At 39.0% G+C, this 24,821-nt stretch carries 19 protein-coding genes and 2 pseudogenes; 14 read left to right on the top strand and 7 right to left on the bottom strand.

The genetic code is table 11. From position 1 onward, the window contains the following. The first annotated feature begins 1 nt into the window (after position 1). The 3 genes and pseudogenes from C0T34_RS01810 to C0T34_RS01800 form a co-directional block, all read left to right on the top strand. Positions 2-988: an ABC transporter ATP-binding protein gene (locus tag C0T34_RS01810; protein WP_075673767.1), complete on the top strand. Its 987-nt coding sequence runs from the start codon at positions 2-4 to the stop codon at positions 986-988. Then, entirely contained in the window at positions 985-1,992 is a 1,008-nt protein-coding gene (gene oppF / locus C0T34_RS01805; RefSeq protein WP_098942575.1) for a murein tripeptide/oligopeptide ABC transporter ATP binding protein OppF, read from the top strand. The genes C0T34_RS01810 and oppF overlap by 4 nt, the downstream gene beginning before the upstream one ends. A gap of 199 nt (positions 1,993-2,191) precedes the next feature. After that, positions 2,192-2,866 (top strand): annotated as a pseudogene (locus C0T34_RS01800) (endonuclease/exonuclease/phosphatase family protein); the annotation flags it as partial. A 532-nt stretch (positions 2,867-3,398) separates the two neighbouring features. Here C0T34_RS01800 and C0T34_RS01795 read toward each other — a convergent pair. The 3 genes from C0T34_RS01795 to C0T34_RS01785 form a co-directional block, all read right to left on the bottom strand. Then, complete coding sequence (locus C0T34_RS01795; protein ID WP_109849616.1) at positions 3,399-3,836, bottom strand: helix-turn-helix transcriptional regulator; 438 nt, start codon at positions 3,834-3,836, stop codon at positions 3,399-3,401. Beyond that, positions 3,833-4,819 carry a helix-turn-helix transcriptional regulator gene (locus C0T34_RS01790; RefSeq protein WP_109849615.1) on the bottom strand — a complete coding sequence of 329 codons (987 nt, stop codon included), beginning with the start codon at positions 4,817-4,819 and terminating at the stop codon, positions 3,833-3,835. The genes C0T34_RS01795 and C0T34_RS01790 overlap by 4 nt, the downstream gene beginning before the upstream one ends. Positions 4,820-4,976: 157 nt before the next feature. Next, complete coding sequence (locus C0T34_RS01785) at positions 4,977-5,207, bottom strand: FaeA/PapI family transcriptional regulator (RefSeq protein ID WP_109849614.1); 231 nt, start codon at positions 5,205-5,207, stop codon at positions 4,977-4,979. Positions 5,208-6,158: 951 nt separating this feature from the next. Here C0T34_RS01785 and C0T34_RS01780 point away from each other — a divergent pair. The 7 genes from C0T34_RS01780 to C0T34_RS01750 all read left to right on the top strand — a co-directional run bounded on the left by C0T34_RS01780 (position 6,159) and on the right by C0T34_RS01750 (position 13,538). Continuing rightward, positions 6,159-6,722, top strand: coding sequence for a fimbrial protein (locus tag C0T34_RS01780; RefSeq protein ID WP_109849613.1), 564 nt, complete (start codon positions 6,159-6,161; stop codon positions 6,720-6,722). A gap of 649 nt (positions 6,723-7,371) precedes the next feature. Further along, complete coding sequence (pefC, locus tag C0T34_RS01775) at positions 7,372-9,831, top strand: PefC/AfrB family outer membrane usher protein (protein WP_239450319.1); 2,460 nt, start codon at positions 7,372-7,374, stop codon at positions 9,829-9,831. Further along, positions 9,824-10,552 (top strand): type 1 fimbrial protein, encoded by a 729-nt coding sequence (locus tag C0T34_RS01770; protein WP_109849611.1) that lies wholly within the window; start codon positions 9,824-9,826, stop codon positions 10,550-10,552. Before pefC ends, C0T34_RS01770 begins: the two co-directional genes overlap by 8 nt. A gap of 90 nt (positions 10,553-10,642) precedes the next feature. After that, positions 10,643-11,344: a fimbrial chaperone gene (locus tag C0T34_RS01765; RefSeq protein WP_109849610.1), complete on the top strand. Its 702-nt coding sequence runs from the start codon at positions 10,643-10,645 to the stop codon at positions 11,342-11,344. A 24-nt stretch (positions 11,345-11,368) separates the two neighbouring features. Continuing rightward, positions 11,369-12,022 (top strand): hypothetical protein, encoded by a 654-nt coding sequence (locus tag C0T34_RS01760; RefSeq protein ID WP_109849609.1) that lies wholly within the window; start codon positions 11,369-11,371, stop codon positions 12,020-12,022. A 14-nt stretch (positions 12,023-12,036) separates the two neighbouring features. After that, positions 12,037-12,651, top strand: coding sequence for a type 1 fimbrial protein (locus C0T34_RS01755; RefSeq protein WP_109849608.1), 615 nt, complete (start codon positions 12,037-12,039; stop codon positions 12,649-12,651). A gap of 302 nt (positions 12,652-12,953) precedes the next feature. Continuing rightward, a complete protein-coding gene (locus C0T34_RS01750; protein ID WP_162556806.1) occupies positions 12,954-13,538 on the top strand; it encodes a reverse transcriptase domain-containing protein in 585 nt (194 codons plus the stop codon). A gap of 1,630 nt (positions 13,539-15,168) precedes the next feature. On the opposite strand, the gene C0T34_RS01740 is transcribed toward C0T34_RS01750, so the two are convergent. After that, entirely contained in the window at positions 15,169-16,233 is a 1,065-nt protein-coding gene (locus C0T34_RS01740; RefSeq protein WP_196556135.1) for an ABC transporter ATP-binding protein, read from the bottom strand. Between the two features lie 261 nt (positions 16,234-16,494). On the opposite strand from C0T34_RS01740, the gene C0T34_RS01735 reads away from it, so the two are divergent. The 3 genes and pseudogenes from C0T34_RS01735 to C0T34_RS01725 all read left to right on the top strand — a co-directional run. Continuing rightward, on the top strand, positions 16,495-17,511 hold the full coding sequence (locus C0T34_RS01735) for an extracellular solute-binding protein (protein WP_109849604.1): 1,017 nt from the start codon (positions 16,495-16,497) through the stop codon (positions 17,509-17,511). Between the two features lie 107 nt (positions 17,512-17,618). After that, positions 17,619-19,103, top strand: a complete 1,485-nt coding sequence (locus tag C0T34_RS01730) for an iron ABC transporter permease (protein WP_109849603.1) — start codon at positions 17,619-17,621, stop codon at positions 19,101-19,103. A gap of 31 nt (positions 19,104-19,134) precedes the next feature. After that, positions 19,135-19,432 (top strand): annotated as a pseudogene (locus C0T34_RS01725) (transposase); the annotation flags it as partial. A gap of 233 nt (positions 19,433-19,665) precedes the next feature. Here C0T34_RS01725 and C0T34_RS01720 read toward each other — a convergent pair. After that, a complete protein-coding gene (locus C0T34_RS01720) occupies positions 19,666-20,823 on the bottom strand; it encodes an aminotransferase class I/II-fold pyridoxal phosphate-dependent enzyme (RefSeq protein WP_109849602.1) in 1,158 nt (385 codons plus the stop codon). A 159-nt stretch (positions 20,824-20,982) separates the two neighbouring features. Beyond that, entirely contained in the window at positions 20,983-21,858 is an 876-nt protein-coding gene (locus tag C0T34_RS01715; protein ID WP_109849601.1) for a LysR family transcriptional regulator, read from the bottom strand. A gap of 205 nt (positions 21,859-22,063) precedes the next feature. Here C0T34_RS01715 and C0T34_RS01710 point away from each other — a divergent pair, with 205 nt between their 5' ends. After that, entirely contained in the window at positions 22,064-22,678 is a 615-nt protein-coding gene (locus C0T34_RS01710) for a LysE family translocator (protein WP_109393897.1), read from the top strand. Positions 22,679-22,741: 63 nt separating this feature from the next. Here the strand turns inward: C0T34_RS01710 and C0T34_RS01705 are convergent, their stop codons facing one another. Then, positions 22,742-24,784, bottom strand: a complete 2,043-nt coding sequence (locus C0T34_RS01705; RefSeq protein ID WP_098942585.1) for a choline transporter — start codon at positions 24,782-24,784, stop codon at positions 22,742-22,744. Positions 24,785-24,821: the final 37 nt, after the last annotated feature.

The following is a 24,821-nucleotide window of genomic DNA, read 5'->3' as shown; positions in this document are numbered from 1 at the left end:
AATGACAAATTCAACAAGCAAGTCGTTATTAAGTGTTAAAGATCTCTGTGTGACTTTTGGTACACCAGATGGTGATGTTACTGCCGTTAATAAACTCAACTTTGAATTAGCCGCAGGTGAAACCCTAGGGATCGTCGGTGAATCGGGTTCAGGTAAATCCCAAACCGCATTCGCATTGATGGGATTATTAGCGAAAAATGGTCGTACAGCAGGTAGCGCAAATTTTAATGGTCGTGAGATCTTAAATCTTCGCCAAAGTGAATTAAATAAAATGCGCGCTGAAGAAATATCCATGATATTCCAAGATCCAATGACTTCATTAAATCCCTATATGAAAGTCGGCGCACAGCTTATTGAAGTATTAATGTTGCATAAAGGCATGAGCAAAAATGATGCTTATGCAGAATCTGTGCGTATGTTAGATGCGGTAAAAATGCCTGAAGCGCATAAACGTATGAGTATGTATCCTCATGAGTTTTCAGGTGGTATGCGCCAACGTGTCATGATTGCGATGGCATTGCTTTGTAAGCCAAAACTTTTAATTGCAGATGAACCAACAACGGCACTTGATGTGACGGTTCAAGCACAAATCATGACCTTACTCAATGAGCTTAAGAATGATTTAAATACCGCGATTATTATGATCACCCATGACTTGGGCGTGGTTGCGGGTATTTGCGATAAAGTATTGGTGATGTATGCAGGGCGTACTATGGAGTACGGTAAAGCGCGTGATATTTTCTATCAACCTTCACATCCATACTCTATCGGCTTGTTACAGGCTGTTCCTCGCTTAGACGGTGAAGATGAGCGACTCGCTACCATTCCGGGTAATCCGCCTAATTTATTACGTTTGCCAAAAGGCTGTCCATTCCAACCTCGTTGCCAATATGCAACAGAGCAATGCTTAACGAGCGAACCTCAATTAGAGCAATTTGCACAAGGGCGATTACGTGCCTGTTTTAAAGCGGTGGAGGAATTGGTATGACTCAAGCCATATTACAAGATAGAAAAGTTATTCTTGAAGTGAATGACTTAAAAGTTTATTTCGATGTTCAAGATAATAAACAGTGGTTTTGGCAACCTAAAAAAAGCCTCAAAGCCGTTGATGGTGTCACACTGCGTTTATATGAAGGTGAAACACTCGGCGTTGTTGGTGAATCTGGTTGTGGTAAATCGACATTTGCTCGAGCCATTATTGGATTAGTCAAAGCCTCTGGCGGTACAGTCACTTGGTTAGGTAATGATTTACTGGGAATGGGAAATAAACAATGGCGCGATATTCGCCAAGATATCCAGATGATTTTCCAAGATCCGCTGGCTTCTCTAAACCCAAGAATGACGATTGGCGATATCATAGCCGAACCGCTTAAAACTTATCATCCTAAAATGAAACAGGCTGAAATTGTTGAAAAAGTGAAAGCAATGATGATGCGAGTCGGATTATTGCCAAACTTAATCAACCGTTACCCACACGAATTCTCAGGTGGACAATGCCAACGTATCGGCATTGCTCGCGCGTTAATTCTAGAGCCTAAATTAGTAATTTGTGATGAACCCGTTTCAGCATTAGACGTATCAATTCAGGCTCAAGTGGTTAACTTGCTGAAAGATATTCAAAAAGAGATGGGATTATCGTTAATCTTTATTGCGCACGATCTGGCAGTGGTAAAACATATTTCAGATCGTGTGTTGGTGATGTATTTAGGACATGCGGTGGAATTAGGGACTTATGATGAAGTTTATCATCATCCATTACACCCTTATACTAAAGCGTTGATGTCAGCAGTGCCTATTCCTGATCCCGATAAAGAGCGTAACAAGCATATTGATTTATTAGAGGGGGAATTACCTTCTCCGATTAATCCACCATCAGGCTGTATATTCCGTACACGTTGTCCGATGGCTGATGAAGAATGTGCAAAAACACGTCCTTTACTAGAAGGGAGCTTCCGCCATGCAGTCTCTTGCTTAAAAGTGGATCCGCTTTAAGACCTCATTTATTTAAATTGAGTGACTAATGCCTGATATTTATCAGGCATTTTTTATGGGTAAAAGATAAAAATTTAATATTAGATTGATTTTTTGCATCTCGAAATAACTTTGTGGATTGTATCACTGCGTCATATTTTCAGTGTGATAGTTTATTGTTGATTATCCATTAGCATTCTGTTTATTTTTCGGGGAAATTATGAAAAAGAGTGGAATATCTATCCTAGTCAGCACTGGTGTATTATTGTCATCAATGGCAGTAGCAAACACCACAGGCTCAGAAATCCTTGCTGTACAATAAGGTGTATCAAAATAATAAACCAACACTAAAAGTAGCTACCTATAATATTGGTAAAAATGAAGTTTCAGTGGATGTCACCAATTTTGATAAGCTCAACCAAGCAATCAAAAATATCGATGCTGATGTTATTGTTGTCACTGAAGTTGATAATAAAACCGCACGTAGTAAAAATATTAACCAGCTTGAAGAGTTAGCAAAAGCCAATAATATGCAGTTTGCTTTTGGTAAGGCGCTCGATTTTGATGGTGGGCAATATGGTGTTGGCATTTTATCAAAATACAAAATTGATAAATCACAGGTCGTTAATTTGCCTTCAGGTAATGCAGAACAACGTATTGTTTTATTATCGCAAATTACTAAACCGGGGTTTGATTCACCGATTATTATTATGGGAACACACCTTGATTGGCAAATAGATCCCACTATTCGTATCGATCAAGTAAGACATATTCTAGATGCTGCAATTGGCGATACAGAGACAGGCTTTGATAATATTTCAACATCAATAAAAATATATTGGCGGGTGATTTTAGCTCTACAGCCAATGAACAACCAATCCAAGAAATTAACTATTTGAATGGGTTTTCAGATTTAAATGGTATGGATATCTAAATCCAAACACCCATACACACTAACCTTAGGAAACATTATGAATATTAAAAAGAAAACGTTGGCATTGATGGTGGATATTGCTTGCAGTGGATTACTTTATGGGGTTAATGCCAATGCATTGATTACATATATATGATAAAAGTCATCTGATGTTATTTTTTAATGAGATTAATATGAAGTCGGCAGTCGGCGTCATCAAGCTAGGTGATGTGGTTTAACGTTCGGTATCAATGCAACTTATTATTCTTCCTGAGTATAATATTGTGTAAAAGCCCGAGTCCGGTTGACAATGCATTTTTCTGATTTTAGTCAGCGGTCAAACATGATGAGCATTGATGCTCATCATAATCTCGGGTATAAAACAAAAATCTTAAATCAAGCTCGTAGGGGCAAAACATTCCCCCGCTCTTGTCGTTATTCGATATGCAGTAGAGAAGTTTTTTCTTGAATTTTTTTGAGCTTTCATCGCTTTTTCTGAAACTGTACGCCCTTGTTATCGTCTTTTTCGCTTATCCATCACCATGCTCTCGTCTTGTGGTGGGTAGATAAAAGAACGCTCTGAGTCCGGCACAATATCTAAATTAATCGGAGATGACAGCGGGAGCGTTTCAATCGACTCGTTTTCGTTTTCCGTTAACGCCATCAGCGGTGCTAAAAACTCCTTGAGTGAGAGATTAAAACAAAGACATATTGTGACAATAGCATCGATAGACAATGTGGTGACGCCATTTTCATAACGTGAAACCTGTTGCTGGCTGATATCTAGTATCTTACCCAGTTGCGAGCCATTAATACCTTGCTCTGAACGTAATTTTTTTAGCTGTTGCCCAATAATAAAGTCAATATCGTTTTTAGTCATTTCAGTTCGGTTAGGAGTATGACCATAGGATAGCTCGTTTTTTATTTGTTGCTGTTTGGGAAATGATGTCATTCTGCTCTCTCCAATGGGTTTAATTGCGTATTATGAAAATGACCTTGCTCTTGAGCTTGAAATTGCATTAGCGTTTGATTACGTAGCTTTTTAAATTGTCGATTTGCCATACGTAGGTTGGCGAACCCACAACTCTTGACTAAAACATCCAAATCAGTATCTGGCATATTCCGGATGGTCATCGCCAGTAATTCACAACGAGCAGAAGCCAGTAATTCGGAGAAAGACAGCTGATAGCGAGCAAGTTTGTACTGCAACATGCGTATTGTCATACCGTAGTGGTTGGCTAACTCGTTGATACTGTAATGGGGATTAGCCATATTCTGGCGTATCAGGTGGGCAATAGCACAAATATCAAAATTGGGAATAAAATTTGTTTTGTTAAAATTACACGGACAGGCGACTTGCTCACTTTGTAAGGTAAGCAGTGTTTTTATGCCATTAAGTAATTGCTTGTAACAGGTATCGCTCAGGGGGGCATAATAATCACAGAGTAAATTATTGACCATATTACCATAACGTAAATGGTTGCCGACTTTCCAAAACAGTTCTGACAAGGACTGGCGTTTCAATCCTGTCTCATGAATATCAAGATTAAAAATCAGCCCATAATGATGAGATAGACTCTTTAACGTGAAAGGCTCCCAAGCAGGAATGAGCATATAACTGCCTGCAGGAAGATGGATATCTTTCTTTTGCGCATTGACAATCAAGCTGGATAACGAATGAATGAGCACGCAATGTTGTTGGCAATGTGAGGCGCAATCCGCATGAATGAAATGCGTGGTATGGGTAAACATATCCAGTTTAACTGCTTGAATAAAAGGTAAAGAAGTAAAGGTATCAACACAAATCGAGCCTTTAAAAAGTGGGTTAAGTGCGGTGACATTGACCTGATGAAAAGCAAGATAGTCAGTCAGTGTTTGCTGGCAAAGTGGAATATCGGTGATACTTTTGACGTTAATCCGATGTTGGTTATGCATAATGGTGTATCCCTGAAGCAATACTAAAAATAATGAATTTAATAAAATATTGTTTTTTTGATTTTTTAATAAAGGTGAAATGTTTATGTTAGTGTTGTTTACATTTACCTTTGACTCACTTTTTCTGTTTAATTTGTTATGCCGAATTGAAGGTATTTTAGGGTAATATCCAACTAATCTTCTGACCTTGATGGGGTTTACTGCGTTTAATCAATCCCTGTAGATGAAGAACACCCAAACAATAGCGAGCTTTGTAGACGGAAATACAAAAATGTAAAGCAACTGACTTGGTAGTGAACGGTTGATCTAACACACCTCGTTGCTCGAGGAATTCTAAAAGCTGTTCATAAGAAATCAGTTGATTGGGTTTGAGTGTTTCTGCGGTCATGGCAACTCCTTATCTCTAAAATGCAAAAGGCATAACAAGGTATCAATCCTACGTTATGAAAGAGGAATGCTGATGATTAAATCTACTCATAGAACACGGATTTTCATCGGTCTTCACGGTAAGTGTTTATACTTATATTTTAGCCATCATAGAAAGGCTTTCCCCTATTTTTTTCATTTCACTATTCGAGTTAAAATGAATAAACATACTTATTTCTAAGCATTATTTTAATTTATTGACATTATATGAATATTAAACTGGATATAAATAAATTGATTTCCATATTGGTTATTACGCAAAATAAATTAAAAAGAGTCAATAAAAATAAGAAATAAATAAAATTTCGTATTGTTTCCTATTTTATTCGCAATATGGTTTTTTGTTTAAATAGTTTGATATATATCATTCCCCCATTGGCTAAAAACAACCATTAAATAACTTTCTTTATGCAATTAATTTCTTATTTTCATAATTTATAATCAACATAATATATTGATATTATTGTGTTAATTTATTTTTCTTTTAGTTTATAAGTTATTTTGTCGAGATTGCGAGCTCTTTATTGTAAACATTATTTAATTTAATTATTTCATAAGTTATGACGTCTTTTGTTTCACATTTTATCAAATAATAATTTTTATCATTTTTACGATCTTTTATTTTAACCAATATATTTTTTCAAGGTGTTTAATTCTTAACTTAAAAACAAAATAGAGATTAAATCCTTTTTTTCTTGTTTTTGATTGGACATAAAGATCGCAAATAATCAATTTGATAGTAAATGTGACCAAGATTAAGATCCGTATGATTAGGGTAAGGAAATTTCTACCACTAACCTTAATTGAATAAGCGGGTTCGATAGAGCAATTATATTCGTGATAGGTGCGGTAGGCGTAATTTTTAAATTCATTTTCAGTACGTTAATCATTCAATAAATAAGGATAATAAAATATGAGTTTTACAGTAAAAAAAGTAGCTTTGGCGGTCGTAGCCTGTTCAGTGATGGCGTTATCTGCATCATCAATGGCAAGCACGCTCGTCTTTACCGGTGCAGTAACATCGTCTACCTGTGATGTGCAGGCGGTTTCGTCAGCAGGTGTCGTCACCCCTGAAATCCAGTTAGGGAATGTTGCTCCCGACACCACAACTGCACTTCCCGTTGCAGTGGCTTTTAAATTATCACCCATTAATACAGCATCTTGTACTCAAACTAAAGCAGATATTACCTGGAGTTCTCCTAACTTAATCCAGGCAGGTCTTGCGAATACCGGCACCGCGACCGGGGTTCATATTGAGTTGAAACCTCAGACAACAGGTAACGCTCTTGATGGCGCATCAGATGTTCATGCGAATGATGTTATCAGAGGGGGATTAAATACGGTCAAATATTCAGTTACTAACGGTGCACTTAACGGTTCATTCGATTATACCGCTCAGTTAGTACGCGACGCAGGTGTGACACCTACTGCAGGTACTGTTGGTTCAATGGTCACTTACACCGTTGCCTACTATTAATCACTGTTTTTAATTTATTAAATAAAATAAAAACAGTGAATTAAAAATAATTGAAGTAGAAAAAGAGAGATAAATAAAAAGCCTTCTTGGTTTTGCGGGGAGGCTATCGATATAAATATGTTTATATCGATATAGGCATCATTATTTTTGATAGCAGCGCTGTATTTTTTAGTACATATTTACAACAGGGTAACCGATTGAATCTATTTGCTTTTATTTATTAACTCAATAGATTAAATATTTTTAATTCCTATTTATTTCTTCTTAGCCAGTTTATTAAATTTTCAAAGGAAAAATAAATAGTGAGAGATTAAAGTCGAGCCTGGCGCCAAAAATAACCAACGTGGTTAAAAATTAAAATAAGCAACAAGACGCAATTAATAACTTTAATCAGTATTCGTTGACCATTAAATAACTTAGATAATGGCGTATTCCGAAGCTGTTGAGTGGTAAATTCAGGGGAATTATTATGCGAAAAGGCAGGAATAAAAACAGTTCCTACTTATCAATGGCGAGGATTAATAACATCAATATTAGTAACAGGACTTACCATGCATTGGTGTTTTCCACTAAATCAGCATGCTCTGGTGATAGCCGGCAATTTCCCTTTATAGGATTTAAGCTCAATACACTCACTCGCTTACTTTGCTTGTCTTTCATTTCCGGGTATCTTGCTCTATCCCAGACGGCAGACGCAACTGAACTGAACCTTAATTTTATCCACGGTACTGACAAACAACATGTCCCTGCCATTTTGCAAGAAGGCACTCAGTTTCCATCAGGGCAGTATGTTGTTGATGTCATCTTCAATCATCAGCAGTTATCGCGCCAGATGTTGACGATTAGCGCTGAAGATGCAAAAACGCTGTGTTTAACACCAGATTGGTTGAACCAAGCACACCTATTGCTAAACTTAGACATGTTTAAAACTCAATATAACCGTGATAGAGACTGTTACCGCATTGGTGAATATCCTGCGGCATCGGTTCGTTTTGATTACGGGACTCAAACGTTATACATCAGTGAACCGCAAGTGACGCTACTGCCGTTAGAGCCCGGTGATGATTGGGATTATGGCATCGCAGGTTTAAAGCTTCGTTACAACACCAACGTCAGTAAAAGTCAACAAAGAGAAGCGGTGTATTACGGCAACATTGACCTCAATGCGAATGTCGGTCGTTGGGTGCTCAGTGGCAGCACCTATGGGGTTTCAGGACGCGGCTTTGAATCACCACAAGCGATGGTATCTACAGTGGTTGCGCCTTTACGGGGTAATTTAGAGCTCGGGAAAACGCGCACTCGCAGTACATTGATGTCGGATTTTGGTTTCTATGGTGCCTCGTTGCGTTCGGATAACAGCATGATACCGTGGTCTACACGCGGGTACGCGCCCATTATTTCTGGCGTGGCAAATAGTAATGCGCGTATTACGGTAGCGCAAGGCGGATATACCCTATCCTCTCAGGTAGTTCCTCCCGGTGAGTATGCACTGAAAGACATTTCACCCATTGGTAATGGCGATATTACCGTGACGGTGGAAGAAGAAGATGGGAGTCAAACAACACGAGTCTACCCGGTAACTACACTCCCTACTTTATTAAGAGCCCATGATTTTAATTACAACTTGTCAGTCGGTACGCGTAGTGATGACAGCCAAGCCAAAGGGGTATTTGTTGCAGGTAGTTTAGACTATGGTTTTGAACCGGCAACATTAAATTTATCGGGTATATTACATCGACAATATCAAGGGGTAGGCGTTGGGCTCAGTCGCAATATGGGTAAATGGGGGGCATTAGAAGGCAGTGTTAACCTCTCTCGCAGTGTGTTTGATAACCATGAGCCGTATTCACTTCGATTGTCTGCGCATACAGATGATCCACAAGAGCAAATACAAAATGCACGTAATGATTGGTTGTGGAATAGCTACAGCGGAGGGAGATTGGCATCCGGTCCACAAACGGGGCTCAGTGCCACGATAAAATACGCCAAAAGTCTGGGAGAAAAAACGAATCTCCACCTTCTAACGTGGCGCTACACGGGGGAAAAATATGTGGACTTTGCCAGTTTCAATCCGCGTCAGGTTTGGCTAAATGAAAATCGTAAGGAACGCTATGAAGCAACGATTAGTCATGGTATCGGGAGCTCATACCTCAATTTCTCTGGATGGACACAAAGTTACCGGAACCGCAGTAGTAATGACAGTGGGGTGAATACCTCCTTCAACACGAGTGTAGGGGGGGCAGCGGTTGGGTTGTATGCCAGTTACAGTCACACCCCTTGGTCACCCAATGACTACAGTCTTTCAATGAATGTCAGTATTCCGTTTGATATCGCAGGTAAGCAGCAGTTCAGCTCAACAGGCATTAATTATTACCGTAACAGAGGCACGCAAATGAACACATCCGTGTCAGGTAATCCGACTGAGAACATGAACTATAACGTCAATGCCAGTGTAGGGCGCGATAACCGCAATATTTCTGTATCTGCAGGATATGCGATGGATGCATTGCAACTGGGGGGGGCTCTGACTCAAGCTCATTACCGTTATGGAGGGAGCCAGACCTCGAGTTCACTGAGTGCTTCTGGGGCGGTGTTGGGAACGACCGAAACGGGCTTGATGTTTACTCGTGAACAAAATGCGACGGTGGCGGTGGTGAAAATTAAAGATATCCCCGGCGTGACATTTAATGGCTCTCGCCCCACAAGTTACCGAGGGGTAACGGCACTTCCTTTATCGGAGTACAGTCGAAATGATATCCGTATTAACCCGGATAACGTCCCAGATAATATTGACCTATTAGACACGGTATTCAGTGTTGTTCCGACGCGTCAGGCGATTGTGTACCGAGAGTTTGGTTATACACAGGTGAAGCGGTATGTATTAAAAATGACGGGTTTTGATAGAAAACCGCTTCCTCAAGGCAGTACGGTGTTGACCTCAAACGGATTAGATGCAGGGTTTATCACCCAAGGCGGTGTTTTGTTGGCTAATTTGTTGACTGAGCCTGATTTTCTGACCGTAATGACTCCACAGGGTACACAGTGCCGAGTGAATATGACGGGCGTAAAATCGGATGCAGGAAATTTGACGGAGGTACATTGTGAATAACGAGTCTTTACAAAATAGCCAACATCGTCCACATGACCTACAAAATGGGCGTTTGGAAAAAAAACGCACCCAAAGTGATTTTTGTCTCTTGTGGGTAACGATATTAGCCATGGGGTTGGTGGTATTGATGTTAGGTGGCGCCATCACGTTGTTAATCCAGCAGGCAATGGCAGCAGGAACAGCGAGTACAATATTGACATTGAAATCTCGAGTGACGCGCGCCACGTGTAACATTCTCACCACCGATGGAGGTGTAGTACAACTGCCCACGATAAACCCCACGACGATAGGCTCTGATGAATGGCTAAGTGCGGTGACGCCACTCAATATTGGTGTGAATTGTTCATCTGAACCCGAATCCTGGCTGACCCTGTCGATGTCGGTGACGCCAACCTATACACGCAGTGGTGATTACGGCAGTGACAATGATAAAGCCATTGGCTCTCGGCGGCCAGAAAACACAGCGGGACCGGATTTATTTTTGGTTGACAGTGATAACGGTCATCAATGGGTATCATTTACCCCTGTTTTAGCGAAAAGCCAAACGGATTGTGACCGATATCTCGGACAGTCTTGCGTGAATATGACGCCCCTGTTTCCAGGGAATTATCGTTTGCCCTTGGGGGTGCAGATGGTAATTCCGGTTGGTGATATACGCAATGAGATGATAGCCCCGGGTCTTTGGCAGGCAACCCTAAATATCGATATCACTTACCAATAATGAGCATGCGCAAATTCATCTGAAACGACGGTAGATAACACATAAAACATCACTGATAACACACCATCGAGAACACGATAAGGACAAATAATGACGATATATCGAAAACTGGGCTTCCTGTTAGTGGGGCTTCTGATTAGCAGTCAATCTATGGCGGCATTTACTCTCAACGGAACCCGGTTTATTTACGAAGGTGGAAGTAAAAACAGCTCATTTGAAGTTACGAATCATGCAGCCGATATGTGGGGTGGTCAGGTCTGGATTGACAATGTCTCTTTGCCGACAGATACCGTAACACTGATACCCGCTCCCACCTTTTTTAAGGTAGACGGTGAACAAAAGCAAGTTGTTCGCGTGCTGAATGTGAATGATAGCGTCTTACCTAAAGATAAAGAAAGTTTATTTCGCCTAAATGTGCAGGAAATTCCACCCGCCCCGAAAACGGGAAATAATGTCTTATCGCTGGCGATGAACACGCAAGTTAAACTGCTGTATCGTCCTGAAGCACTGAAAGCAGGTCGACCCGATGCAGAAAAACAGTTGCGTCTTGAGCAACGGAGAGGGAACAGTGTGTTGGTTAACCCGACCCCTTATTATTTTGCTGTGATGAAATTGTATGCAGGAACTTCAGATAAAGCACCGGTGATACCGACGTCTGCTCAGTCAACAGAAGCATTGAATACATTAGCGCCGTATGCTGAAGTTTCGTTAGGTAAAACGGTGACACTACCCATCACCGTGACTGCAGTCGATGATTACGGCGCTAATCGCAACTATACCCTCGAGAAATAACAGAAAATAGGGAGTCATTGTGCGATGAAAATAAATGAAGATAACCGAACTAAAACGGATGTGAGTGAACATCAAACTTATTGGTCACTGCTCACGGGGGCAAGTCTGGCACTTTTATTGATGGTTGGATTGAGTCGTGACGCCAGCGCGTTAACCATTACTATTCCGTATGATTATACCATTACGGCAAATACCTGTTGGTTAAGCTCTGAAACCAGAGGAGGCTCAGGTTCATTTGTGGGTCAATTTGGCGATTTTACACTGACATGGGATGGTGCGCTCGATACATACAATGTTACGGGTTACACAAAAAGCATGAAGACATTTGGTTTCAATATGAACTGTGATGGTGATATCTATCAGCCGAGGCTAACCATTACCGCCACAAATCCTCAATATGATGAGCCTTCTCATGTGATGTACACAACGGATACAACGAATTCAGCGATGGGATTTGCGGTTCAATTTAATAACGATAATACCGACAGCACGCAATTAAATCCAAGCATGACCCCCACCAATGGAATGATGATTAATGTGTCTGAAGTTAACCCAAGTAACGTAAAAGTTATTCGACTGAATGCATGGCCCACATTAATGCCTAATAAATCAATGAGGGATGTTACGGGTGGGATGGACGTCAAGGGAACCGTGACGATTGAAGTGCGGTATAACTGAGAAAAGGGGGCACAATGAAGTTATCCATATTCCCTATTATTCGGCTGACGTTGGGGTTGTTCTGTCTCATCCCGGGAGTGAGCTCTGCTGAAACGGTCGCGACGGCAGTCTATCATTTAAGCGCAAAGGTGGCAGCATCGACTTGTGAAACACAATTGACGACATTTAATCACGTTAGTCCCGATATCGACTTTGGTCTTTTAACGGCAGAAAGTCCGGAAAAAACAAAGGAAATAACTGTAGTGCTTGACTGTACGAATACCATTTTTCAACCCCAGACCATAAAGCTCTCATTTGGGCCCTCAGCCACGGGTTATGTTGACCCCAATAACGAAGGGAGACTTTATTCAAGGATATCAGGAAGTTCGCCACAATCGGTAGGAACAGGACTGTACTACGATTGGCAATGGGGTGCTATCTTTAGCATAGATAATACAATTTCGGTAAATAAAATATTTCCTTATACGACCGTAAACCTCAGAGACAACTCAACGAACACATATCCCCTAATAGAAGGAGCCGATGTTTACGATTTTCCTCTTATTATCACACGCAGAGTGAATAATTTTTCTGAGGTAACAGCAGGAGAGTATGAGACATCGGTGATAGTGAATATCAGTTATCAATGACATATGAAGATATAAATAGCCTAAGCGCAGAAAAACGGATGAATGATGAACGTCTCTGGACGTTATGGCAACAAGTAGCCTGTTGGTTGTGGAAACAAGAAACAACGCAGACAGGCTCCATCGGGTTCAGATGTCTGGGATTTACGTCTTCACTGGGAGCGCCGACAAGATGAACTTTTTCGTCAAGTGGTACAAGGGCAGTATTGTTTAAAACCGATGTTATGGTATCAAACCCGAAATAGCGAACGAGTGATGCTGTGGGCTGTCGATGATACATTGGTGCTGCTGTCGATGATACATTGGTGCTGAAGTGGTTAGCCTTACAATTGGGTGGAAAACTGCCGGTGCATGAACGTTGTGAACACCGTAAACACGGCGGGGGTGTCAAAGCATCTGTTAGGCGATTACACCATGCGATACGGGATGAAGACTATACCTTCGTTTACCGAACTGACATACGGGGGTATTACCGACACATCCGCAAACCGCAGGTGGATACCCTGTTTTGCCGAAATGTTGGCGAACCGATACTGTGGAATCTGTTCAGGCAATACTTATACTACAGAATAGAAGATGGCGGTGAAATAGAGACGCCTAAAGTTGGGATAGCGTGGAGCTGTTCGCTCAGCCCTTTGGTAGGAGCGAGTTTATTATACCATTATGACGGCGATTTTGGACAACGAGAGGGGATTTATTATGCCCGCTATATGGATGATTTTATGGTGTTTGCGAAAACCTGCTGGCATTTGCGCCGGAGTATTCAGCGGCTTAATGAATACATGGATATCGGTGGTTTTGAAGTACATCCGGATAAAACCTATATAGACCGGATACAACACGGATTTGACTTGTTAGGTGTGTATTTTGATGGAACGGGTATCACCTGACTCAGTGAACGAGCAATAAAACGGCATCGAGAACGGTGTCTGCGGCTTTACGAGCAAGCATATTGTGATGGACTGCCTGAGGCAGAGATTAATGAACGTGTGCAGGCATATCGGATCCGATGGAAAAATTGGGTATGGGGATTGTTGAATACCCCTATGTATATCGATCAATAATGCGAGGTTACCAAATGTCCTCTTTATTACGAATGTTTAAAAGATCTTCTTTGCGATCCCTACCATTTCATATGATTAGAGGCCTCTCCCTGTGGGGCGATCAGGTGTTATTTAAAATGGACTCGAACCTTAATAGACTTCTTATACTATCAATATTATTTCCAAGTTTGAGTTTTGGTAGCTCCCTGTCGTTCCAACCTGTTCCCCCTAATTTCGTTATGTGTGGCTGCACAGGAGTATTCGCCGATAATCGTACCACATGGGGAACCGCATATATGTTACCTTCCCGCGCCATCGGTATACATACTGCATCAATTACCACGCTATCTTTCACACAAACTTCTGTCTCGATCTCTCCTCAATATCGTAATTACGGTGTATTTCTCAATACGGGGACATTGCAGGGTTGGGTTGACCAAAGCAAGTATCGATACAGCCAGTCAACGGTCGAACTCCCCTATGTCCTATTGCACGATTTCAAGGTACCCGATGTAGAGGGTAGAGTGTTATCAGCTTGGTCTTCCGACGCTGTTTCATCCGGGTGTTCTCCTTCAAACACCCCCTCCCCATTACTCAGTGCGACTAATTTGACAGATCTTGTTTTCGAAAACATTAACTTTTCCGAACCCATTGAAACTCGATTACTTCCTGGTAGACATACCGGAACGTATCAAATTGAAATTCCTGAATCGCTAACTGATCAGACTTGTTCATCTATGAGTCACCATTACTTTTAATAGATCCCGTGATTCTACGCTAAATCAAAATTTGATGAGGAGAGCGTGAAGGATGAAATTATTGCTTGCAAAGAAAAGAGTGTAACAGCGCTATCTGGTGCGATCATTCCTGCCTGATTTGTTGGAGTCTTGTATGATCATTAACTCTTTGAAAAGGACTATACCCTTTCTGGTGAGATTCATGTCTGGTAGTGCTTGCTAAGTTAGGTTAAACCCTGTCTGGATTTCGAAAATTTATATATGTTAAACCTGTTTTTTTATCAGTTATCTTATGAACAACATCCCGAACGCTGAAGTAAACAACTTCGCAATTGGAACTACTTACAGGAGGTTTATATGAACCGGAAAAAGAGGTTGCATAGCGTAATTTTATTACAATAGGCGACAAATTCCTTGAAAAACACAGTGATGTACTATCAATCATGTTCAATAATTATCCGTTGCTTATCCACGCCCAGAGGGAAGAGAGAACAGCAAGTGAACACTGCGCAATCACTACACCTCCTTAATGTTGCACCTCACATTCCCATCAACACTAAAGGGTCTCTATACTGTTTATCACCAATTATTCCACGGAATCTAAATATTTGTGCCAAAATAAAAAGAAAATCTATGAAAATTAATAACCGATAATCAGGTTGTTTTGGAAAAAATAATATTTAATAAAAAGCTTTTATAAATATATTACTAGCCAATAGCAACAATAATAAATGAATGTATTATTTTGTGTAAAATAACCCTTTTGAATGAATACATAATAGGTAATACTCACCTACTTGTAATGGGATTGTATTAATGATAGTCAAATCAAGGTATTGACCGTTAATACTAATGACAACATCACTAGTCATACCTTTAAATTGGTATTTTTCTAATACAACCATCACGCCTCTATGAGAAGGAACGGAGTTAATTTGATTTAAGGTAATATTTTCTGGCCGTAATATTATTTTACCGTGATGACCATCATAAGTACCATCATGTGTAACCGTAATTTCACCCAACAGGGTTATCACCTTTCCTGAATGATATTCACCTTTTAATATATTGACATCACCAATAGAGTAGGCGGTGGAAATATCTACTGGGTAACGATAGATGTTTTGTGGGGTATCAATCTGCACTAATCTGCCTCCACGTAATATTGCAATATAGTCAGAACATTGTATAGCCTCTTCCCGATCATGAGTCACGATAATTGCTGATTGTCCCGTTTCCCTCAAAATATTTATGATTTCAGCGCGTAACTCAACACGTAACGCACTATCCATTGCAGAGAAAGGTTCATCAAATAGGATCAGTTCAGGTGATGGAGCTAATGCTCTTGCCAATGCAACTCGTTGCTGTTGTCCTCCAGAAAGTTCATGGGGCATAGACTGAGCCAATTCAGGTATCTTCATTAAATGAAGAATAGAATTAATTCGATTTTGTTCTAATGGCAGTTGACCTTTACCATTTCCTAAACCATAAGCTACGTTCTGATAAACATTAAGGTGTGGAAATAAGATACCTTCCTGTACAACATAACCAATATGGCGATCTTTGGCATGCACGAAAGTTCCTGATGATGATAATATTCGGTTATATAAGGTAATTTCCCCACTGTCGGGTCTTTCAAATCCGGCAATTAATCGTAGCAGCGTCGTTTTTCCACAGCCAGAAGGACCCAGTAATGAAAGGATTTCTCCTTTATTTAAAGTAAAGCTAATATCTTCGCTGACTTTTACTTTTCCATCAAAGCTTTTGTTAATGTTATGTAATGACAATACCGTGTTTTTATTCATTTTTTCCATCCCTGTTATTGTTTTATCAGAAAGATAGTAATGACTTATCCATTTGATTTTAAATATTCTAGAATAGTTAATCACCGCTCCTCAATCATATTTCATTCTCTGTTTAGCGATAACTATGGGCTTATTTATTAAATCAGAAAAAAGTGAGAGGTACGATAACTAATAAAGTAAATAATTTAGATTCTCATTCCCATTATTATTATCATTATGATAAAGTATTTTGGTTTACAAATCGATACATGAGGCTAATAAATGAAAAAAAGGTATCAGCTGCTTATTTCATCACTTACGCTCAGTGGTGTTTTATTTTCAGAAATCGCTCAGGCTGACTTGTTAATTTATAATGGGCAACATAAGGATGGCGGAATAGAACAGGTTGCTGCGGAATTTACACAAAAAACAGGGATCCCGGTTAAGTTAAAATACGGTAAGTCTTCCGAACTTGCCGGTTTACTGAAGGAAGAACAGGATAAATCCCCGGCAGATATTTTTGTTGCGGAAAGTACAGGACCTTTTCTGTCATTAAGTGCTGAAAAATTATTAGTACCCATTAATGCCGATGCGTTAACCAATGTGAATTCTGATACTATCCCTTCCGCATCGAAACAGGATTTTGTTTCCATTGGCGTTCGCAGCCGTGTTTTGGCCTATAATCCGGATAAAGTTAAAGAAAGTGACATTCCTAAAACATGGACAAAAATGGTAAATGATCCTGCATGGAAAAATCGTTTCTCTTATCACCCGGGATCAGGTGCGCTTGTTGATCAAATAGCTGTTTATAAAAAATTACATGGATTAGAGGCGACAAAAGCGTTTTTAGCTGCGATGAAAGAAAATGGTCAATCGATCAAAGGGCATATGGCGGCGTTAAAGAAAATCGATCAAGGTGATTTGGATGTTGCAATGATCAACCAATACTATTTATACCGTCTTTATAAAGAAAAAGGCGGTGCAGATAATGTTAAGGCAAAAATTTACTACATGCGTAATGGCGATGCAGATTCAGCATTAAGTTTTTCTGCTGCCGGAATATTACGTTCATCACAACATCAATCGGAAGCACAACAGTTTATCACTTTCTTAACGAGCAAGGCAGGACAGGAACTGTATGTCCAAAATTCGGCAGAGTGGCCGGCCAATACTCAGGCCGTATCGCCAGTGAGCTACTTAGTGAAACTTGATAGCCTAGATCCGCCTAAAACGTCATTTACAACTAAGGAAGAAAGTGATGAGGCAAAAGCGTTAATAAAAGAGGCTGGGATCCAGTAATACCATTGTTCAGGAAAATTATTTTTTTCAATGAGATAAAAGGAGCTGGTGTATTTTTTCATACCAGGAAAACAAAACAACCGCCGTTACTTCTGGCGGTTGTTATTGTGATTATTACATTACCAATGTTGTTACCCATTCTCTATATTTTACAATATGGAATAACATTAGATATTCATCAGACTTATCACCTTATTTTTCGTGCAGAAACATTTTTACTTTTACGAAATACGTTACTTTTGTGTTTTACAGTGACATTGATAAGTGTGTTATTAGGGGGACTATGTGCATTTTTACTTGAACGTTGTCAGGTAAGAGGAAAGAACTTACTCAGTGTATTAATTAGTTTACCTCTTTGTATCCCGGGTATTGTCAGCGGCTTCACCTGGTTTAGCCTTAATACACGCATTTTTTCAGGCTTTTTAGGGGCGAGCCTTGTAATGACGCTCGTGTCTTTTCCATTAGCATTTTTACCTATATCAGCTGCATTAAAACGCATTGACTCAACGTGGGAGGAAGTGAGTTATTCATTAGGGCGTTCCCGGTTTTATACTTTTCTTCATGTCCTGCTACCGCAATTAAAACCCGCAATAGGCAGTGCTGTTCTTCTGATTGCTTTGCATTTACTGATTGAATTCGGTGTTATTGCAATTATGGGTTATGATACTTTCAGTACCGCTATTTTTGCAGAATTTGAAGCTTATTATAATACTCAAACGGCTGCGGTACTCTGTTTTGTCCTGGTGCTTTTATGTTTATGCATTATTGGTTTTGAATTAAAAATCCGAGGACAGGCAAATCGGGTTCGTTCAGGTAAGGGGGTTGTTCACCCACCAAAACTTATTTATTTAGGTTATGGAGAGTGGTTTGTCATTGGATTTGTTTCTTTAATTTTTATTTTAGGTGTTGTTGTACCTGTCATTGTGTTATGTCAGTGGATTTATGAAGGAACGGCCATTCATAGTGAGTATTTTTCCTGGAAAACCTATTTTAATGTCATTGCCGATACGATATTTATTTCGTTAATTTCTGCGGCAATAACAGTATTGACGGCGTCCCCTTTAGTCTGGTTTTCTGTTCGTTATTCGAGTTTTCTCTCCCGGTGGCTGGAGCGCTTACCTTTTATTTTACACGCAATTCCATCGATTGTTGTTGGTTTGGCTATTGCACGATACACGGTCTTATATGCAGGTATTTTCTATCAGACCTATTATGTGTTAATTCCGGCCTATTTGATGCTTTATCTGCCATTAGCCCAGACAACACTGCGCTCTGCTGTGGAACAACTTCCTTACCATATTGAAGAAGTTTCTGATTCCTTAGGGCAAAAAAGAGCCACTTTATTAATGCGGGTTATTTTACCTTCAGTCCGTCCCGGAGTCATTGCCGGACTGGCACTGTGCTTTTTGCAGATGATGAAAGAATTAACTGCAACTCTTATTTTATCACCTGCGGGTATGTCAACAATCGCTATTGAGATTTGGCATGCTCAGGAAGGTTTATCTTATTCTATAGTTGCTGTTTATGGTCTATCTTTAATTTTATTTTCAGGTATTCCGGTTTATTTATTGAAAAGACATTACTCAGGATGAATAGGTTCGTGATACTATTTTTATCACTTAAGTTTACCCTGACAGCATCGTTTACACTGATAATTTTGTCAGTTATGACGTACTGGTTGTGTGAGATTTTAAGCATTGTAGGATCAACTACAGCACCCAGTTTGTTGATAAAAAGACCGGCAACATCACATCAGGGGCATAGAGAATTTTTGGAACTAGGCGAAGTGTTTTATATGTGTAAATTTAATGGCATTCCGAAGGCACATTTTGAGCGGTATCTAAAGGAATGTGAGTGACGCTTTAACACACCAAGCACAAAACAACAATTAACTACGCGAAAACAGATAGTTAAAATTTAAATCTTATCTAGGACAGCCCCAAATAATTTTTTATTTTCATTTATGTTTAAATAATCATCTCATAAGGTTGCGTTTTCAGCAACATTTAAATGGTCGGATGCAAGTGATCATCTTCCTGTTATTGCTGAGTTAGAATTACAAGAACAGTAATAAATAACAGTAAATAAAAACGCCCTTGATATTATTTTCAAGGGCGTTATTTCATCAACCAATAAAATAAGCATTAAATCAGATTAAATCCAACCTTTAGCTCTAAAGGCTTTTAATGTAATAACGAAATAGCTCATCTCTTCTGGTGTGCCTAACGTTAAACGGCTCCAACCAAAAGCAGGAGGAAATTCACGACCTACCATAATATTCGCCTCTTTCATTCTATTTTGATAGGTTTTTACATCGCCTTTAACTTTATGAAAAATAAAGTTTGCATGAGAAGGTGCGTATTCAATATTCAACTCTTTTAAGGCATCCACGACCATCTGACGTGAAACATCAATCGATTTACGGCTATATTCCACATAAGCTTTATCTTTTAGTGAGGCTAATGCGGCAACTGCACCTGCAGTATTAGTATTATCAATAGAAACAAAGGCATCAATTTGTGAGATTACTTCTGGGACGGCAACGCCATAACCCACACGCAGTCCTGCTAAAGCATAAATTTTAGAGAATGTACGAGTAACAATCAGGTTTTTATAACCTTCTGCTACTAACGTAATAGCACTGATAAATTCAGGTGTTGAAACAAACTCAGCATAAGCTTCATCAATAATAAAAAAGACATTCTCTTTTGCTGATTTCACCCAATTCGATAAATCTGCACTAGGAGTTAACATTGCGGTTGGGTTATTCGGATTGCACAAATACACCATGCTAATACCATCAAACTCTTGTGCTTTTTTCTGCATAGTTGCTAAATCGAAAGCGAGAGTATTATCAACAGGCACTTTAACGATTTTTACACCTAAAGGTTCTGCATAAAGCTCCGCATAATTAAATGTCGGATCAGGAACAATAAGCTGAGCTTCTTTACCTTCTTTTTGTGCTTTATTTGCCACAAATTGCACGGCTGCTTGAATTGTTTCAGATGAACCGTTTCCCAAGGTGATATGTTTATCCGAAAGTTTAAATTCCTTCCCTAATTCGCTAATTAATTCGCTACGCGCATCATCTGGATATCTAAATGCATTGGGTAAAGCATCGATAATTGCTTTTTGAGCGTTAGGCGACATGCCTAATGAGTTTTCATTGAAATTAAGCAGTAACGGATTTTCTGCATTAAATACCAATTTATTTTTTAGTATTTCATTGGCATAAGCAGAACTTACAAAAGAACTTAATGATAATCCGCCAATAACAAGGCTTGATGATGTTAAGAATGAACGACGATTCATGTTATGTTTCCCAAGTAAATTATTCTATGTTTTATTAGTTCTCATAGATTACTAAAAAAAAGATAGAAGTAAATAAATATGATAAAAAAATAATTATTTATTCACTCTGTTTTCATGGGAGCAAACAGGTAGCTGAGTATTTTTGAGATAAAAATAGGATTATCTCTGTGATCCTTCTGTCTCTATTGCGCATTTTTCCGCTTCAGCAATGATCCAGTTTTTAAACTTATCTTGCTTTGAGTCAGGCATGATTTCACTTGGAGAGAGCAAGTAGTAGCTTGAGTTATCTTTAACAAAGCCATGTGTAGCGATAAGCTGTTGATCTTTTAATTCATCTTGCACCATAAGGAAAGAGGCAATGGTTGTACCTAATCCAGCAAGGGTAGCCTGAATAGCAAGATAAAAATGCTCATACTGACTGATACTGGTAAAAGTAGATTGTATACCTGAATATTGATACCAATCTTGCCAAGCTTGAGGGCGAGAGAGTGTTGTTAATTGCTTGTCTGAATGATGGATATTATTAGGTTTTATGACAGCACCAATTCGTTCATCACATATTTTTGTTGCATAAATATTCTTATGCCATGAAAAATCATCTCGTCGAAATGCTAAATCGACACCTTCTTTATTAAAATCAATAGCGCCACCTGCGGCAACTAGATGCAACGTGGTTTCAGGGTGTAACGCATAAAAGTGAGATAAGCGAGGAATAAGCCATTTCATCGCAATAGTGGGTTCACAAGAAACCACTAACACCGGATTATTTAAAGGGGAACGCAGATGCGAGACAGTTTCTTCTAGCTGCTCAAAAATTGAAGAAGTTGTTTTATATAAATATCGACCTGCTTCATTTAAATAAACTGCGCGATTGCGCCGTTCAAATAAAGGAATACCTAATTCATCTTCTAATAATCGTATCTGGCGACTTACTGCACTGTGGGTGACATGAAGTTGTTCCGCTGCATTAACAAAACTACCTGTTTGAGCGGCACTATTAAAAAAACGCAATGACGTTAAAGAGGGTGTTTTCATAAAGATAAGTGATAAAGTTGGGTTGTAAAAATAGATGATGAAAAGTCACAGATATACTGCAAGATAAATCGCTTTTTATTTTTAGTCAAGACAGCAAAATAGGGTAATTAGTGGTGAGTTAAATAGGTTTTTATTAAAAGAAGAACATATTTTATGTCACTTTTTATTACTTATTATTGATCCAAAAGTGAGAGTGAGAAGAACAATGAGTGAACTAATTGCTGTGGCGATGATTACAATATTGGCGGTTATTAGTCCGGGGCCGGATTTTGCTATGGTGACAAAAAATAGTTATTCCTATGGTGTAAGAGTAGGGTTAATGACAGCAATTGGTATTGCGATTGGAGTGCAAGTACATGTTTTTTACACTGTATTTGGTATCTCTTTTATTATTATGGGATCGCCAACGCTTTTTTTTATTATGAAATTATTAGGTGTTGGATATTTAATTTATCTTGGGGTTAAATCGTTAACGAATAAAACTCAACTGACCATTGAGAATGCGGTCAATTTAGCACCTAATATGTTTCAAGCATTACGTGTTGGTTTTTTTACTAATGCTTTAAATCCTAAAACTATGTTGTTTGTTATTGCACTTTATACGCAAGTTGCCAACTTAAGTAATCCACTTTGGATAAATCTTTCTTATGGAATGTTTATTTCAATCGTACACTGGGTATGGTTTAGTTGCGTTGCTCTTTTTTTCTCTACACCCCTTTTACGAACCAAAATACTTTCTCACCAGCAAGTGGCCGATAAGATTATTGGTGTGTTATTAATTCTTTTAGGTGTGGGATTGCTGTTTATTTCAGTAAAATAGAAAATTAATCGCATAAAAAAGGAGATCAAATAATGATCTCCTTTCTTTATTTTAAGTGAGGATTTAATTTGATTCAGGGAACGTTAATGTTGCCCCTGGTGCTTCACGACTAAGATGAATAAAATTTAGATGCTTTTCATATTGATCTAAAATATCTGTAATTACCTGCTCTTTGGTGTAATCCATTAAGTCATTTCCTTGGGAGCCTTCCCATAAATAAGTCTCTAAACGGTAATAATCTGATTTACCTCGACGAGCACGATAGGTAAATGCGGGCACTGAATATTTCTGCGGCCAAATTTGATAAACAAAATTTTGTTCTTGGTCAAGATCGACCACAAGCTCTAAATGATGCAAGCGTTCATTATCTTCAATTGGGTAATAATTAAATTCGACTTTAGCTCCACGTAGTAAAAGCTCTTTAGCCACATCTTGCATTGCCGGCATACAAGTTAAATCTAACATGCGTTGTGTATAGGTCGTTCCTGGGAAATTCATAACCCGCCCTAAACGCTGTTTCCAATTCATCGTAGTATTACCATAAAGTGGTGCTGGCGCATTGGTATTTAGCGAACTAACACGCCTGAAATCTTCGACTTTTAATGATTTATAAAGTCCGGCCATAATAAAGAAAATAACAAAGCTAAAGGGTAATCCCATTATTATAGTTGTGTTTTGTAAGGCAGAAATACCATCTGCCATTAACATACCTAACGTTAATAAGCCAATAGCAATAGACCAGAAAATGCGAAGCCAATTTGGGGCGTCGTTATTAACATGGCTTAATTGAGAGGTGAAATTACCTAATACTAATGAACCAGAGTCGGCAGAAGTGACATAAAATAATAATCCAGTAATTGTAGCAACAGAAGCCGTTAAACCAAAACCTGGATAGAGTTCTAATAATGAATAAAATCCTTTTTCGGGTGCTTCTAATACTGTTTGTGCGAGTGCTTTATTGCCATGGATCACTTCATATAAAGCGCTATTACCAAAAATGGATAACCATAACAGTGTAAAAACAAAGGGAATAATTAAGGTACCTATGACGAATTGTCGAATTGTTCGTCCTCTTGAGATACGTGCTAAAAAGAGTCCAACAAAAGGTGACCATGCAACCCACCAAGCCCAGAAAAAGAGTGTCCAGCTATTCATCCAATCTGTTGGTTTATCAAATGCAAAGCTATTTAATGTCATACCTAAAAAGCGATTAGTGTAATCACCGACATTTAATACCAGTGCATTTAATAAAAACTCAGTATCACCCGCAAATAAGATAAATAAAATAAGCCCCAATGCGAGTAGTACATTCAGTTCAGATAAAATTCTGATCCCTTTGTTAACACCCGATGTTGCCGAAATAACGGCCATAATTACAGATAATAGAATTAATCCGCCTTGAACGCCCAAACCTTGGGGCAAATCAAAAAGAACTTTTAGCCCATAATTAAGTTGTACAACACCAATACCTAATGTTGTTGCAATACCAAAAATAGTTCCCAATACAGCAGCAATATCAACCGTATGACCAATTGGACCATAAATACGATTTCCAAAGATAGGATAAAGTGCAGAACGTATGGTTAATGGCAAATTATAACGATAGCTAAAATAGCCCAGTGCAATGCCAATAAGTGCATACATAGACCAGCCCGTCAGGCCATAGTGGAATAAAGTCCACACCATCGACTGACGGGCTGCTTCTATTGTTTCACCTTCGCCTGTTGGCGGTAACATATATTGCGTAATGGGCTCTGCCACAGAGAAAAACATCAAATCAATCCCAATACCTGCTGCAAATAACATCGCAGACCAGCTTAAAACACTAAATTCAGGTTTCGATTGCTCAGGCCCTAATTTGATATTTCCAAAACGAGAAGTGGCAACAAAAATAACAAAAACAATGTATAGCGTTGCTGCTAATAAATAGTACCAACCAAAGGTTTTTGATACCCATCCCAGCGTTGACACGATCCATGTATTTGCTGTTTCTGTCATCAAAATAGTGAAAAAAGAAAACGCTAAAATCAGCGTTGCTGAAGCGAAAAAAACAACAGAATTTAGCTTGTCTTTCTGTGGTTTTTTTGTGCTGTTAAGAGTTGTCATCAGAAATTCCAAAAATTTATTTATCTAAAAGTTAAAA

This window comes from Proteus sp. CA142267, assembly GCF_003336825.1.
Classification (GTDB): domain Bacteria; phylum Pseudomonadota; class Gammaproteobacteria; order Enterobacterales; family Enterobacteriaceae; genus Proteus; species Proteus terrae.
Note: the sequence above shows the minus strand (reverse complement) of the source record. Positions and strands in the feature narration are given on the sequence as shown.

Excerpts from the sequence above, each read along its gene's own strand:
- C0T34_RS01810 (WP_075673767.1), top strand. The coding sequence starts at position 2 with ATGACAAATTCAACAAGCAAGTCGTTATTAAGTGTTAAAGATCTCTGT.
- oppF (WP_098942575.1), top strand. The coding sequence starts at position 985 with ATGACTCAAGCCATATTACAAGATAGAAAAGTTATTCTTGAAGTGAAT.
- C0T34_RS01795 (WP_109849616.1), bottom strand. The coding sequence starts at position 3,836 with ATGACATCATTTCCCAAACAGCAACAAATAAAAAACGAGCTATCCTAT.
- C0T34_RS01790 (WP_109849615.1), bottom strand. The coding sequence starts at position 4,819 with ATGCATAACCAACATCGGATTAACGTCAAAAGTATCACCGATATTCCA.
- C0T34_RS01785 (WP_109849614.1), bottom strand. The coding sequence starts at position 5,207 with ATGACCGCAGAAACACTCAAACCCAATCAACTGATTTCTTATGAACAG.
- C0T34_RS01780 (WP_109849613.1), top strand. The coding sequence starts at position 6,159 with ATGAGTTTTACAGTAAAAAAAGTAGCTTTGGCGGTCGTAGCCTGTTCA.
- C0T34_RS01765 (WP_109849610.1), top strand. The coding sequence starts at position 10,643 with ATGACGATATATCGAAAACTGGGCTTCCTGTTAGTGGGGCTTCTGATT.
- C0T34_RS01760 (WP_109849609.1), top strand. The coding sequence starts at position 11,369 with ATGAAAATAAATGAAGATAACCGAACTAAAACGGATGTGAGTGAACAT.
- C0T34_RS01755 (WP_109849608.1), top strand. The coding sequence starts at position 12,037 with ATGAAGTTATCCATATTCCCTATTATTCGGCTGACGTTGGGGTTGTTC.
- C0T34_RS01740 (WP_196556135.1), bottom strand. The coding sequence starts at position 16,233 with ATGAATAAAAACACGGTATTGTCATTACATAACATTAACAAAAGCTTT.
- C0T34_RS01735 (WP_109849604.1), top strand. The coding sequence starts at position 16,495 with ATGAAAAAAAGGTATCAGCTGCTTATTTCATCACTTACGCTCAGTGGT.
- C0T34_RS01720 (WP_109849602.1), bottom strand. The coding sequence starts at position 20,823 with ATGAATCGTCGTTCATTCTTAACATCATCAAGCCTTGTTATTGGCGGA.
- C0T34_RS01715 (WP_109849601.1), bottom strand. The coding sequence starts at position 21,858 with ATGAAAACACCCTCTTTAACGTCATTGCGTTTTTTTAATAGTGCCGCT.
- C0T34_RS01710 (WP_109393897.1), top strand. The coding sequence starts at position 22,064 with ATGAGTGAACTAATTGCTGTGGCGATGATTACAATATTGGCGGTTATT.
- C0T34_RS01705 (WP_098942585.1), bottom strand. The coding sequence starts at position 24,784 with ATGACAACTCTTAACAGCACAAAAAAACCACAGAAAGACAAGCTAAAT.